Here is a 13,685-nt window from a genome sequence, read left to right on the forward strand (position 1 = left end):
ATTATTTACAATTTTCAGGAGGCAAAATCATAATGAATTTATTAGATAAAACAAGAAAAATTAATGCAATGTTACAGAAAGCAGCAGGAAAACCTGTTAACTTCAAAGAGATGGCTGAAACACTTCGCGAAGTAATCGAAGCAAACATTTATGTTGTAAGTCGTCGCGGAAAGCTTTTGGGCGTTGCAATTAATCAGCAAATTGAAAATGAGCGTATGAAAGAAATGTTTGAAACACGCCAATTTCCAGAAGAGTACACTAAAAACCTTTTCAATATTAGAGAAACATCTTCTAATCTAGATGTAAACAGCGAGTATAGCGCTTTTCCTAATGAAAACAAAGACTTATTTACGAGCGGTTTAACAACAATCGTACCAATTAACGGTGGAGGAGATCGCCTAGGAACTCTTGTATTAGCACGTTTAGAAGAGAAGTTCACAGATGATGATCTTATTTTAGCTGAATATGGGGCAACAGTTGTTGGCATGGAGATTCTACATGAGAAAGCTGAAGAAATTGAAGAAGAAGCTCGTAGCAAAGCGGTTGTTCAAATGGCAATTAGCTCACTATCTTACAGTGAATTAGAAGCGATTGAACATATCTTTGATGAGTTAAATGGAAACGAAGGCCTTCTTGTAGCAAGTAAGATTGCAGACCGTGTTGGTATTACGCGTTCAGTAATTGTAAATGCGCTTCGTAAACTTGAGAGTGCAGGTGTAATTGAGTCTCGTTCACTAGGTATGAAAGGAACGTACATCAAAGTTCTAAACAACAAGTTCTTACTTGAGCTTTCAAAACTAAAAGCAAACTAAGTAATAGTTATAAAGACTTAGGTCAATAAGCCTTTATTAGAAATAGCACTTACTAAAGTGCTATTTTTTTGTGCTTTAATCGTATCATTTTTTGTCGAAAGATCTTATAATGTTAAAGAAAAGTAGTATAACTAATTTTAGTATAACAAACAATTATTTATATTTTTAACAAATATTAATATTTTGCATATAAATTGTTAATTTCTTTTAAAGATTTCAAAAAAAAAAGTAAAGAAACTCAAGAAATTATAGACATATTATGTCCTTTTTCCTAAAATGGATAATATCGGTACGAAAAAAATGTCGAAAAGAGGTAAAGAGAGAAAACTATGGAACTTTTTTCACAGACAATGAGTTCAATCCAAACTGGATTAAACTATGCTTCGTTGAAACAGAAAACAATTTCAAACAATATTGCTAACGTAGATACTCCTGGATATAAAGCAAAAACGGTATCTTTTAAAAGTATGCTTCAAGCTGAGCAAGATAATCTTCTGAAAGCTACTCGCACGGACCCTCGTCATTTTGAATTTTCAACGTCCTCTTCTTCTCTAGGAGTTACAACTGGACATAATGCTTATCAATCAAACGGCAATGGAGTTGACGTTGATAAGGAGATGACAGATATGGCTCAAAATCAGCTTTATTATCAAGCTTTAGTAGACAGAATGAGCGGAAAATTTAACTCACTTAATACCGTCTTAAGAGGAGGAAATTAATTTTGTCAATTTTTAGTGGACTAAATGCCAGCGCCTCAGCCTTAACAGCAAATCGCTTAAGAATGGATGTTACGGCTTCAAATATCGCTAATGCGAATACAACAAGAGCGCAATATGTAAACGGAGAATGGCAACCATATCGACGTAAGATGGTAAATATAGCACCGGATAGTGAGAAACAGTTTTCAATCGTTTTTCAAAAAGCTTTAAATACAAATAGTACAGGTGTAAAAGTCACAGGAATTGAGGAAGATTCTGAACCTTTTAAACTTGTATATGAGCCAAGTCACCCAGATGCTAATGATCAGGGATATGTACAGCTACCAAATGTTGATCCATTAAAGGAAATGACAGACCTTATGAGTGCTTCTCGTTCGTACGAAGCAAACGTTACAGCACTTAATGCAACAAAAGGGATGCTAGTAAAAGCATTAGAGATTGGAAAGTAGGGTGTAACGATGATTAATGGAATTACAAACATATCATTGCAGAGTGAGGCGCTTCAGCCTAAAAATGAATCGGCTAGCACAAACCAGAGTTTTTCTAACTTTTTAAAAGACGCAGTAAATAAAGTTAATGAAGCTCAAAATGAGTCAGATGCTATGACAACAAAACTTGTGAACGGGGAAGATGTAGATTTACATAATGTGATGATTTCGTCTCAAAAAGCAAGCGTTGCCTTGCAGGCTGCTATTCAATTCCGCAATAAAGGAATTGAAGCTTACCAAGAAATCATGAGAATGCAGATCTAAATTTATTTTCCAAAGTTTAGCGGTTATTGGACTCTAAATAAATAGACAAGAAACATAACCGGGGGAAGAAAATGAAAGAAAGATTAACAAGAATTAAAGAGTGGAGTACTGGATTTTGGAGAGAGCGAAGTAAAAAGCAAAGATGGTTCTTGATTGCAGGATTAGTCATTATTTTAATGGCGATTATTGTTGGGTCTATGCTTGCTACCCGTGAAAAATTTGTTCCTCTTTATAGTAATCTTTCAGCTCAAGAAGCTGGACAAATTAAAACGGAGCTCGATGCAAAAGGGGTGTCCTCAGAGTTAAGTAACGGGGGGACAACCATTTCTGTCCCAAAAGAAAATGTAGATCCATTGAAAGTAGAACTTGCGTCTCAAGGCATTCCGAAAAGCGGAAGCATTGATTATTCCTTTTTTAGTGAGAGCTCAGGATTTGGAATGACAGATAACGAGTTTAGCGTCCTAAAGGTAGATGCAATGCAAACGGAGCTTGCAAATCTTATTAAAGAAATTGACGGAGTACAAGATGCAAGCGTAATGATTTCTTTACCAAAAGATAGCGTATGGGTGAGCGATAAAGGCGAAGAAGCTCAAGCTTCTATTGTTCTTACAACAAAGCCTGGCTATCAATTTGACGATCAGCAGATTCAGGCTCTCTATCATCTTGTATCTAAAAGCGTTCCGAATTTGCCAACAGATAATATCGCTATTATGAATCAATATTTTGAGTACTATGATCTGGCAAATAACACTGGGGAAAATCCTGAGGGTGGGGTCGCTTCTATACAGTCTCAGTATGCGATGAAAAAGCAGGTTGAACGAGATATACAAAGAGAAGTTCAAAAAATGCTTGGCGCGATGATTGGTCAAGATAAAGTCGTTGTCTCTGTTTCGACCGATATTGATTTCACTCAAGAAACAAGAGAAGAAAATCTTGTGGAACCCGTTGATAAAGAGAATATGGAAGGAATTGCGGTAAGTGCTGAACGTTTAACAGAAACATATACAGGAGAGAATGCTGCGCAAGGGGGAACTGCTGGGACCGGAGACGGTGAAGTTCCTAACTATGAGAGCAGTGAAGAAAATAGAAACGGTGACTATGAACGAAAAGAAGAAAAAATCAATAATGAAGTGAACCGTGTCCGTCGTCAGATTGTGGAAAGTCCTTATAAGGTAAAGGATCTTGGTATTCAAGTTATGGTGGAACCACCAAAGAAAAATGATCCAAATTCGCTTCCAAGTGGAAGTGTTGATGATATTCAACAAATTCTTGGCACAATTGTTAAAACAACAATTCAACAAGATGATGATGAACAAGCATTAACAGATGAACAAATCGAAGACAAAATTGCTGTATCTGTTCAACCTTTTAATGGAAAAACGGCTGTGGCCCAAGAAGCATCCCCTTCTATTCCACTATGGATGTACATTGCTGGGGGAATATTGCTTCTAGCTGTTATTATTCTAGCTTTCCTACTCATTCGTAGAAGAAAAGAACCAGAGTGGGAAGAGGAAGAATGGGAAGCAGCATATACATTAGAAGAAGAGGAAGAGGAAGAACAGCCTCTAACAGAAGAACAGCAAAGAAGACAGCGACTTGAAGACTTAGCACAGAGCAAACCTGATGAGTTTGTCAAACTTCTACGTTCGTGGTTAACAGAAGATTAGGAGGAAGACATTGTGGCAAGAGGGGAACAAAAAGGTGCGTTAACAGGAAAGCAGAAGGCAGCCATCCTTTTAATTACGCTTGGACCAGACGTTTCAGCATCGGTTTATAAACATTTAACAGAAGAAGAGATTGAAAGTTTAACATTAGAAATCTCAGCTCTTAAAAAAGTGAATTTAGAAACAAAAGATAAAGTGTTAGAAGAATTTGAACGTCTAGCTGTTGCTCAAGATTATATTTCTCAAGGCGGAATTGGCTATGCCAAAACCGTTCTTGAGAAGGCACTTGGAGCAGATCAAGCTGCGCTTATTATTAAGCGGTTGACATCGTCTCTACAAGTCCGCCCATTTGATTTTGCACGTAAAGCAAACCCAACTCAAATCTTCAATTTTATCCAAAATGAACATCCGCAAACAATTGCCCTTGTTCTTTCTTATTTGGAGCCCTCACAAGCAGGCCAGGTCTTATCTTCACTTCCACAAGAACAGCAGGCAGATATTGCAAGAAGAATGGCTGTTATGGATAGCACATCACCTGAGGTTATTAATGAAGTTGAGAAAGTCCTCGAAAGAAAGCTTTCTACAACAGTTACTCAAGATTATACCCAAACAGGCGGGGTTGAAGCTGTTGTGGAAGTGCTCAATGGTGTTGATCGTTCAACAGAGAGAACAATTTTAGATACGCTCGAAATTCAAGATCCAGAACTTGCAGAAGAAATTAAAAAACGAATGTTTGTTTTCGAAGATATCGTTATTTTGGACAACAGAGCAATTCAGCGTATTATTCGAGAAGTTGGTAACGAAGACTTGCTTCTTAGCTTAAAAGTATCAAGTGACGAAGTAAAAGAAGTTGTGTATCGAAATATGTCACAGCGTATGGTTGCTACTTTTAAAGAAGAAATGGAATTCATGGGACCTGTTCGATTAAAAGACGTAGAAGAAGCACAATCAAGAATTGTAGGAGTCATTCGTCAGCTCGAAGAATCAGAAGAAATTGTGATCGCGCGCGGCGGAGGAGATGATATGATTGTCTAATATTATTAAAAAGCATCATGGATTCCAACATGCTCAAGATGGAAAAAAGATAGGGATACAGCCTGTTCAATTCAAGATTGAAACCGTAGAAGAATTTGAAATTCAAAAGCAGCGAATGCGAGAGCAAGCTGAAAGTGAAGTTCAGCAAGCTCAAACAGAGGCAGAAAGAATACGTTTTAGAGCACAAAAACTGCTTCAAGAAGCAGAAAAAACGGTTGAAGAAAAGCGTAAAGAATGGCAAGTAGAATATGAACAGCTTTTGGAAAGAGCAAAGCAAGAAGGTTTTGAAAAAGGTTTTTTTCAAGGAAAGCAGGAAGCTGAAAATCAATATAAAGAGCTTTTAAAGGAAGCAGAAGCAACGGTTCATCATGTTCAAGACTCTTATTATCAATATATTGAACAATCAGAGATGGTGATTTTAGAGCTTGGGATGAAGGTTGCGAAGAAGATTTTGAATAATGAGCTTGAGGAAAATGAAGAGAAGTATATTCATGTTGTTCAAAAAGCAGTTAAAGAAGTTCGTGATCATAAGAATATTCATATATACATCTCGCCCAAATACTATACGCTTGTCTCTCAGCGAAAAGAGGAGCTTAGTCTGCTTTTAAGCTCTGATACTTCCTTGTTCTTTTATCCAAGTGAGGATCTTGGTGAAACAGATTGTATGATTGAATCTTCATTTGGGAAAGTAAATGCAAGCATCGACAGCCAGCTTACTGAAATTAAGAAAAGCCTCGTCGAAATGATAAAAGATGAGGAAACGATATGAAAGTAAAAGAAATTTTAGATAGGATAGAAGACATTTCTTCATTCAAACGATATGGAAAAGTTACGAGAGTAGTAGGGTTAATGATTGAAGCAAGAGGGCCAAGCACTTCTATTGGAGACATATGCTACATCCACTTACGCAATGGAACAGTACATATTAAAGCAGAAGTAGTAGGTTTCAAAGAAGAGTTTGTTATTCTTATGCCTTACAAAGATGTACGCGATATTTCGCCAGGCTGTATTGTTGAAACAACATCAAAGCCACTCCAAATCAAAGTTGGAGAAGCTCTTATTGGACGTGTGTTAGATTCGCTTGGTCAGCCGTTAAATGGTGAAGAACTTCCAAAAGGTCTTTTCAACGTTTCAGCTGAAAAAGATCCACCAAATCCACTTGAGCGCCCAACAATTCGCGAACCAATTGAAGTTGGAGTTAAAACAATTGATACACTATTAACTGTTGGAAACGGTCAGCGGCTAGGAATTTTTGCAGGAAGCGGAGTTGGAAAAAGTACCCTTATGGGAATGATTGCCCGAAATACTAACGCAGATTTAAACGTCATAGCGTTAATTGGTGAACGAGGTCGAGAAGTTCGCGAATTTATTGAACATGATTTAGGTGAAGAAGGATTAAAAAATTCCATCGTCATTGTTGCTACATCAGATCAACCTGCCCTAATGCGTATTAAAGGAGCTTATACAGCAACATCTATTGCAGAATATTTTAGGAATCAAGGAAAGAACGTTATGTTTATGATGGACTCTGTAACTCGTGTTGCAATGGCACAGCGTGAGATTGGGCTTGCGGTTGGTGAGCCTCCAACAACAAAAGGTTATACTCCCTCTGTGTTCGCTACCCTTCCAAGACTTTTAGAGAGAACAGGAAGAAACAAAAGGGGATCTATTACAGCTTTTTATACAGTTCTTGTCGATGGAGATGACATGAACGAGCCTATTGCTGATACAGTAAGAGGGATTGTAGACGGTCATATCGTGCTTGACCGAGCTCTTGCCAATAAAGGGCAGTATCCAGCTATCAATGTTTTAAAAAGTATAAGTCGGGTGATGAGCAACATCGTTACCGAAGAACATAAAGAGAAAGCGAATCGATTAAGAGATCTTCTCTCAACATATTTAGAAGCGGAAGACTTAATAAATATAGGGGCGTACAAAAGAGGATCTTCTCAGAAAATCGATGAAGCAATGACTTTATATCCTGAAATTATTAGTTTCTTAAAACAAGGAACAGATGAAAAAATACATTTAGAAGAAAGCATTGAAGAGCTGAACAACCTAGTATAAAAGGAATGAAAAATGTGAGCTTTCAGTTTAAATTTTCTAAAGTTATGGCAATTAAACAATCTGAAAAAGATCGGATGCTGAATGAATACAATGAAGCTGTTATTCAGTTTGAAGAAGTTGGTCAGCGTCTTTATCAATGTTTGAAACATAAAGAGAATTTTATTGATGAATATAATGAAGAAATGAGTATAGGTGTTTCTGTTGAGAAGTTAAAACAGTCTCAAAACTATATGGATTATTTAGAACGTGAAATTGAAGTTCTTCAACAAAAAATGAACATCGCTCGACAGACAATGAGAATTAAAGAAGTTAAGCTACGTGAGAAAAACATTGAAGTGAAAAAGTACGAAAAGATGGAAACAAAAGCGCTTATCCATTATCAAAACCTCCAACGAGAGAGCGAAGCAAAACAAATGGATGAAGTATCTATTCAGCAATACTTATTGAAAGGAATTAGGTGAGGGAAAGCTTATGAAAAAACAAAAGGCGGAGACAGAAAAAGAGCCAAAGCATAAAAAAGGGCCTCTCCTTTTTATCGTTTTCTTACTCTTTCTTTTTATTATAGGTGGAGCAGGGTACTTTCTGTTAAGCGCTAGTGGAGTTGATGTTAAAGGAAAAGTATTCTCAGCCCTTCCTTTCTTAAATGAAGAAAGCGACCAAGAGGCATCATCTCAGTCAATGAACTCATCTAACATGCAAAATCAGGAAACGGAAGCATTGCAAAAAAAGATAAAAGAGAAAGATCTTGAAATTGAAAATCTTCAAGTGAAGCTTGAGCGTGCAAAAGCAGAAACGCCAACTGAGGAAAATAGTGAAGAAACAAAAGCAAGCAAAGGGGAAGAGGAAGGCTATCAAACAGCGGAGATGAAGAACCTTGTTCGTTCATATGAATCAATGTCACCTAAAAATGCTGCCCTTATTATAAGCGAATTGAAAGAAGATCAAGCTCTAGATTTACTAGGACAACTAAAAACAGAAGCGCTCGCAAACATTTTATCAAAAATGGAGCCTGACGTGGCTGCTAAGTATACTGAACTTTTGGCAGAAGAAGCGAACGTTCAATAAGGAGAAAAGGAATGAAACTTACTACACCCGAAATAGCACCACTACATTCTTTAAAAACATCTCTTGAAAAAGAGCAGAAGATGACTTCTCCTCTTTTTCAAGGTTTGCTTCTTCAAGCAGGTATAGAACAGGGGCAACAAAGTCGTCAACATCTAGAAGAAAAAGAAAGCATAAACGATGATAATACAGCGGCATCAGAAGATTTAATAAGTCTTCTTTTTTATCAACATATAACGTCAGAGTCCGCAGTAGATAACCCTTTAGAATCAAGGATGCAAAAACTTGAGAAAATCTTCACAAAGAAGAGGGGATTAAATAATCACTTTCCTATTGATGAAAAGGGAACAGGCAAAGAGATTCAAGAAATACTGCAGATTGTTCAAATGCTTCAAAAAGAATTAATTCAGGGGAGCGCCCATGATGAATTGGTTTTTTTAATGCAAAAAAGCCCTTTATTTGCAAATATGAAGGAGACATTAACAAACGATGAAATGAAAGCTTTAAAAGTTTTTTCAAAGCTGTTGGAGGTTGTTCCAACAAACGTGAAAGATGAGATTTTAAAGGGATCATTTAAACTACCTTCAAGAGAAGAATTAGAGCTCATGCTTTCTCATATGGATCAGAAATTAACTACTCTTTCTCAGAAGAAAGAGTTCTCTTCTCCGTTTGCTTCTTTTCTTTTTCCCTCCTTTAAAAGAGGAGAAGAAGGAAAGGGAATATTAGATACTCAACATAACTTTTTGTCTACTATTCCAAGTGGGGCAATGAGTAAAGTCCACCAGCTTGTTTTTTATATTGGAAATAACGGTTCTTCACAGGAAGATGGGCTTGTACGGCAGCTTCAGCAAGCTTTTCAGCGCAGCTCTCTCTTTGTTCATGGAAATCAAACAAAGCTTCTCATTAAGCTTAATCCAGAAGAGCTTGGTACTATAACCGTTCAGCTTGTAAAACAACGGAATAAGCTCACTGCTACAATTGTAACAAGCACAGCGGCTACAAAGGAAATGCTTGAACACCATCTTCATCATTTGAAAAGTGCTCTAGCCCATCAAGGCGTACAGGTTGAAAAAATGGAAGTGCTTCAACAGTTTTCAGCCTCTGAGGGTTCAGATGCTGAGTTAAAAAGAGATTCTCGTGATGAAGAAGGAAAACAAAAAGAACAACAACCAAAAGAGCAAAAAGAAAAGAATCGCTTTGAAGATATTTTAAAAGAGCTTGAAATGATAGAAGAAATGTAGGTGCTAAAAGTGGAAATAAATAATCGCTTTTCTTATGAAATAATGCAAGCTGAGAAGGGGAAAACGTCTTCTTCAGGAAGCGAACTTGGAAAAGATGATTTTCTAAATATTTTAATGACTCAACTTCAAAACCAAGATCCATCAAATCCTGTTGATGATAAAGAGTTCATTGCTCAATTGGCGACTTTTTCGACGGTTGAACAAATCACAAATTTGAATACAACTGTTCAAAGTTTTATTGAAGAACAAAAACCGAACACGCTTTTACAACTACAGAGTTTAATAGATCAAAATGTGACATGGAGCTCAACAGAAGAGAACGGTCAAACAAAAAAAGAGCAAACAGGCATCATTAAAAGTGTTTATATGGATGATAATCAAATGATGTTCGAAACAACTGAAGGATTAAAAGGGAACACAGCGGACCTTAATAAAATAGGGGTGCAAAATGCTGATATTTTAGGAAATGCAAGCAATCTTATTGGACGAACAATAGGGTGGCAGGAAGATGGGTCTGAAAAAGAAGCTGCTGTTAAATCCGTTTCTTTAAAAAATGGAATTCTTCTTTTTGAAATGGAGAATGGAAATACGATTAAACAAAGTCAAATTACAAGAGTTTTATCATAAAAGTTTAGGAGGAGAATGTATATGTTACGTTCTATGTATTCTGGGATTAGTGGAATGAAAAACTTCCAAACAAAGCTTGATGTGATTGGGAATAACGTTGCTAATGTAAACACGGCTGGTTTCAAAAAAGGAAGAGTTCTTTTTAAAGATATGATAAGTCAGCAAGTTGGAAGCGCAAATGCTCCAACGAACCAAAATGGAGTGAATTTAGGCGGGATAAATGCAAAACAAATTGGTTTAGGTTCACAAATTCAGTCTATTGATACTCTTCATACAGAAGGAAGCACACAGTCAACAGGTCGAACGCTTGATTTGTCTATTGCTGGAAATGGATATTTCCGCGTTCAATCAGGAAATGGTGAAGAATTTTATACGAGAGCAGGCAGCTTTTATGTAGATGCTAGTGGCACCCTTGTTAACGGAGACGGCTATAAAGTTTTAAATACGAATAACCAAGCCATTACGATTGGAACAAATGCTGAAAATATCGCTATTGATACTTCAGGAAGAATCAATGTGAAAGTAAACGGTAACTGGAACGTTGTAGCAACACTAGGACTTACTCGTTTTTCTAATCCAGAAGGATTAGAGAAAGCAGGAGGATCATTATTCCAAACTTCTGCGAACTCAGGAACACCTTTGAATGGTACACCTGGCGCAGAGGGATATGGTGAAGTAATGTCAGGAACTCTTGAAATGTCAAATGTTGACTTGTCAGAGGAATTTACGGATATGATTGTAGCCCAGCGTGGTTTTCAAGCTAATACAAAAGTAATTACAACATCTGATGAAGTATTGCAAGAGCTATTAAACCTTAAACGATAGAATCATAGGAGTTGAGCATTTAGAATGATTATGCTGACGCGTCTAAATGGCAAAGAATTTACTTTGAATGCTTTATATATTGAACAGGTGGAAGCATTTCCAGATACAACGATTACGTTAACAAATGGTAAGAAGTTTGTTGTAAGAGAAACGGTCGAATCTGTTTCCGCTAAAGTGAGCGCTTTTTACGGAGAAGTTCATATTTTAGGTAAAAAGAACGTGCAGGGAGAAAAAGATTGATGGGTAAAAAAGTGAAAATCATAACGATTATTATTTTTCTTTTACTGCTTGCTGGAGGCAGTACTTGGTTTTTCCTGTTTAAAAAAGAAGGAAAAGCAGAAGAAGTGAAAGAGCCGTCTATTGATGAAGTTGTGGAGGCTTCTGTGGATATTGGTGACGTTACAACGAACTTATCAAGTGAAAATTATATAAAGATGTCATTTACTCTTCAAACGAACAGTAAGGAAGCAAAAGAAGAGCTAACAAAACGCGAATTTCAAGTAAGAGATATTATGATTAAACAGCTTTCAAATATGAAAGTAGAACAATTTCAAGGAACAGAAGGGATTTCTTCACTTGAACAAATATTGAAAAAAGAGATTAATAGTTTGATGCAAAAAGGAAAAGTTGTAAAAATTTATACAACCTCCAAAATAATACAATAAATGACAAAGCGTCTTAAGGAGGTGGGTATAGCTTGTCAAATGAAGTATTATCTCAAAGTGAAATAGATGCCCTACTTTCAGCTATTTCAGCTGGTGAGATGGATGCGGAACAACTTCGCAAAGAAGATCGTGCTAAAAAAGTAAAAGTATATGATTTCAAACGAGCGCTTCGCTTTTCAAAAGATCAAATTCGAAGCTTAACGCGCATTCACGAAAACTTTGCTCGCCTTTTAACAACGCATCTTTCAGCACAGCTACGTACATATGTACAAATTTCAGTAGCATCTGTTGATCAAATTCCATATGAAGAATTTATACGGTCAATCCCTAATATGACATTTTTGAACATTATTGAAGTTCCTCCTCTTGCTGGGAGAGTGCTTTTTGAATTAAATCCACAGGTTGCCTATGCAATGCTTGATAGACGTTTAGGTGGGACGGGCTCTAGTGTAAACAAAGTTGACACACTAACAGAAATTGAAACAAAGTTAATTACAGATCTTGTAGAGAAATCGCTAGATTCATTTGAAGAAGCTTGGAGCAGCGTGGCTAAAATGAAACCACAGCTTTCTGATTTTGAAGTAAACCCTCAATTCCTTCAAATGGTTTCTCCGAATGAAACAGTTGTCGTTGTTTCGCTTACAACTCAAATTGGGGATGTAAAGGGAATGATTAACATTTGTTTACCACACGTTGTACTTGAACCTATCGTCTCAAAGCTTTCCATGCACTATTGGATGCAGTCAACAAAAAAAGAGCCAACTTCTGAAGAAACAGAGCTCCTAAAAAAACGTGTGTATACCGCAGAGCTTCCTATTGTAGCAGAGCTCGGTCGAGCGAAAATTACAATTGAAGACTTTTTATCACTTGGAAATGAAGATGTAATTTGTTTGGACCAATCGATTGGTCAACCGTTAACAATTAAAGTAAATCATATACCTAAATTTAAAGCGCAGGCAGGAAAAATAGGACGAAAAATGGCTGTGCAAGTTTTAGAAAAATTGACGGGAGGGGAAAGTGATGAACAATGACAACATGCTTTCACAAGATGAAATAGATGCTCTCCTTCAGGGAAGTGACGATGACTATGAGAGCCTAGAGCAGGAAAACGTTGATCAGCTCTTAACAGAAGAGGAACGCGATATTTTAGGGGAAATTGGAAATATCTCTTTTGGGAGCTCTGCCACTACTTTGTCTACTTTATTAAATCAAAAAGTAGAGATTACAACACCTGGTATTTCCCTTATATATCATCATGATTTAGCAAAAGAATTTCCACATCCTTGTGTAGCTCTTCAAGTGGAGTATATAAACGGATTAAGCGGAGTGAACTTATTTATTATTTCCCAGAAGGATGCCACAATTATTGCTGATCTTATGCTTGGAGGAACAGGGAAAGATGCTGCCCCTGAGCTAAACGATATCCAGACAAGTGCTGTTGAAGAAGCAATGAATCAGATGATGGGAACATCTGCGACATCTATGTCAAAAGTATTTCAGAAAAAGATAGATATTTCTCCTCCAAGTCTAGAGCTATTAAATATCATGGAAGGAGAAGGTACAAAAGTCGTACCACCAGAAGAAACGCTTGTAAAAGTGGCCTTCAAACTTAAAATTGGCGAGCTTATGGACTCAGACATTATGCAGCTTATGCCTCTTCGTGTTGCAAAGCAAATGGTTGGAAGTTTGATCCATCGAGATATGGCACATAAAAATGATTCAAATGAATCGATAAAAATAACAGAAGAAAAAATGGCAGAGGAACAGAAAATAATGAAGGATGAAAAACAATACTTTGATTATGAGCAAGACCGTTCGATGAATACAGAAAAGCAAGATACTCCTTACGAGTCCCGTCCTTCGCAAACAGATGTTCAGCAGGCTACTTTTTCTGAATTTGAGCCATCTTCAATTCAAAAAACGGATACGAAAAACTTAGATATGTTATTGGATGTTCCTTTAGATGTAACAGTTGAGCTTGGAAGAACAAGAAGGTCTGTTAGAGAAATTTTAACTCTTTCATCAGGATCTATTATTGAGCTTGATAAATTAGCAGGTGAGCCTGTTGATATATTAGTAAATAACAAGCTTGTAGCTCAAGGCGAAGTTGTTGTTATTGATGAAAACTTTGGGGTGCGTGTTACAGATATCGTAAGTCAACGAGATCGTTTAAACAAATTAAGATAAGAAAATAAGATTGATGAGGGGGCAAGGGA

Annotated in this window: 17 protein-coding genes; all 17 read left to right on the plus strand. The window is 36.8% G+C overall.

Translation table 11 applies throughout. The features are described from left to right. Nucleotides 1-32 precede the first annotated feature (32 nt). Nucleotides 33-812, plus strand: a complete 780-nt coding sequence (codY, locus tag B9N79_RS03755) for a GTP-sensing pleiotropic transcriptional regulator CodY (RefSeq protein ID WP_019391809.1) — start codon at nucleotides 33-35, stop codon at nucleotides 810-812. Nucleotides 813-1,141: 329 nt separating this feature from the next. Next, a complete protein-coding gene (gene flgB, locus B9N79_RS03760) occupies nucleotides 1,142-1,531 on the plus strand; it encodes a flagellar basal body rod protein FlgB (protein ID WP_040056670.1) in 390 nt (129 codons plus the stop codon). 2 nt (nucleotides 1,532-1,533) lie between these two features. Next, nucleotides 1,534-1,980, plus strand: coding sequence for a flagellar basal body rod protein FlgC (gene flgC, locus B9N79_RS03765; protein ID WP_040056669.1), 447 nt, complete (start codon nucleotides 1,534-1,536; stop codon nucleotides 1,978-1,980). Nucleotides 1,981-1,989: 9 nt separating this feature from the next. Next, nucleotides 1,990-2,283, plus strand: coding sequence for a flagellar hook-basal body complex protein FliE (gene fliE, locus B9N79_RS03770; RefSeq protein ID WP_019391812.1), 294 nt, complete (start codon nucleotides 1,990-1,992; stop codon nucleotides 2,281-2,283). Between the two features lie 71 nt (nucleotides 2,284-2,354). After that, on the plus strand, nucleotides 2,355-3,950 hold the full coding sequence (fliF, locus tag B9N79_RS03775; protein WP_046217799.1) for a flagellar basal-body MS-ring/collar protein FliF: 1,596 nt from the start codon (nucleotides 2,355-2,357) through the stop codon (nucleotides 3,948-3,950). Nucleotides 3,951-3,962: 12 nt separating this feature from the next. Beyond that, on the plus strand, nucleotides 3,963-4,982 hold the full coding sequence (gene fliG, locus B9N79_RS03780) for a flagellar motor switch protein FliG (RefSeq protein ID WP_040056667.1): 1,020 nt from the start codon (nucleotides 3,963-3,965) through the stop codon (nucleotides 4,980-4,982). Next, on the plus strand, nucleotides 4,975-5,751 hold the full coding sequence (gene fliH, locus B9N79_RS03785; protein ID WP_046217798.1) for a flagellar assembly protein FliH: 777 nt from the start codon (nucleotides 4,975-4,977) through the stop codon (nucleotides 5,749-5,751). Before fliG ends, fliH begins: the two co-directional genes overlap by 8 nt. Next, a complete protein-coding gene (fliI, locus tag B9N79_RS03790) occupies nucleotides 5,748-7,049 on the plus strand; it encodes a flagellar protein export ATPase FliI (protein WP_040056665.1) in 1,302 nt (433 codons plus the stop codon). The genes fliH and fliI overlap by 4 nt, the downstream gene beginning before the upstream one ends. Before the next feature lie 14 nt (nucleotides 7,050-7,063). Further along, the gene (gene fliJ, locus B9N79_RS03795) at nucleotides 7,064-7,510 is read left to right on the plus strand and encodes a flagellar export protein FliJ (protein WP_019391817.1); all 447 of its coding nucleotides are present in this window, start codon (nucleotides 7,064-7,066) and stop codon (nucleotides 7,508-7,510) included. A 10-nt stretch (nucleotides 7,511-7,520) separates the two neighbouring features. Then, on the plus strand, nucleotides 7,521-8,114 hold the full coding sequence (locus tag B9N79_RS03800; protein WP_046217797.1) for a MotE family protein: 594 nt from the start codon (nucleotides 7,521-7,523) through the stop codon (nucleotides 8,112-8,114). Nucleotides 8,115-8,125: 11 nt separating this feature from the next. Next, nucleotides 8,126-9,352, plus strand: coding sequence for a flagellar hook-length control protein FliK (locus B9N79_RS03805; RefSeq protein ID WP_040056664.1), 1,227 nt, complete (start codon nucleotides 8,126-8,128; stop codon nucleotides 9,350-9,352). Nucleotides 9,353-9,361: 9 nt separating this feature from the next. Then, a complete protein-coding gene (locus B9N79_RS03810) occupies nucleotides 9,362-9,979 on the plus strand; it encodes a flagellar hook capping FlgD N-terminal domain-containing protein (RefSeq protein WP_123796582.1) in 618 nt (205 codons plus the stop codon). Between the two features lie 21 nt (nucleotides 9,980-10,000). Continuing rightward, a complete protein-coding gene (flgG, locus tag B9N79_RS03815) occupies nucleotides 10,001-10,804 on the plus strand; it encodes a flagellar basal body rod protein FlgG (RefSeq protein WP_040056663.1) in 804 nt (267 codons plus the stop codon). A gap of 24 nt (nucleotides 10,805-10,828) precedes the next feature. Further along, nucleotides 10,829-11,044, plus strand: a complete 216-nt coding sequence (locus B9N79_RS03820) for a flagellar FlbD family protein (protein ID WP_040056662.1) — start codon at nucleotides 10,829-10,831, stop codon at nucleotides 11,042-11,044. Continuing rightward, nucleotides 11,044-11,469, plus strand: a complete 426-nt coding sequence (gene fliL / locus B9N79_RS03825; protein ID WP_040056661.1) for a flagellar basal body-associated protein FliL — start codon at nucleotides 11,044-11,046, stop codon at nucleotides 11,467-11,469. The genes B9N79_RS03820 and fliL overlap by 1 nt, the downstream gene beginning before the upstream one ends. A 32-nt stretch (nucleotides 11,470-11,501) precedes the next feature. Continuing rightward, nucleotides 11,502-12,500, plus strand: coding sequence for a flagellar motor switch protein FliM (gene fliM / locus B9N79_RS03830; RefSeq protein WP_019391824.1), 999 nt, complete (start codon nucleotides 11,502-11,504; stop codon nucleotides 12,498-12,500). Beyond that, a complete protein-coding gene (gene fliY, locus B9N79_RS03835) occupies nucleotides 12,490-13,656 on the plus strand; it encodes a flagellar motor switch phosphatase FliY (protein ID WP_046217796.1) in 1,167 nt (388 codons plus the stop codon). Before fliM ends, fliY begins: the two co-directional genes overlap by 11 nt. The last annotated feature ends 29 nt before the right edge of the window (nucleotides 13,657-13,685 follow it).

The organism is Priestia filamentosa (assembly GCF_900177535.1).
Lineage (GTDB): Bacteria > Bacillota > Bacilli > Bacillales > Bacillaceae_H > Bacillus_I > Bacillus_I filamentosa.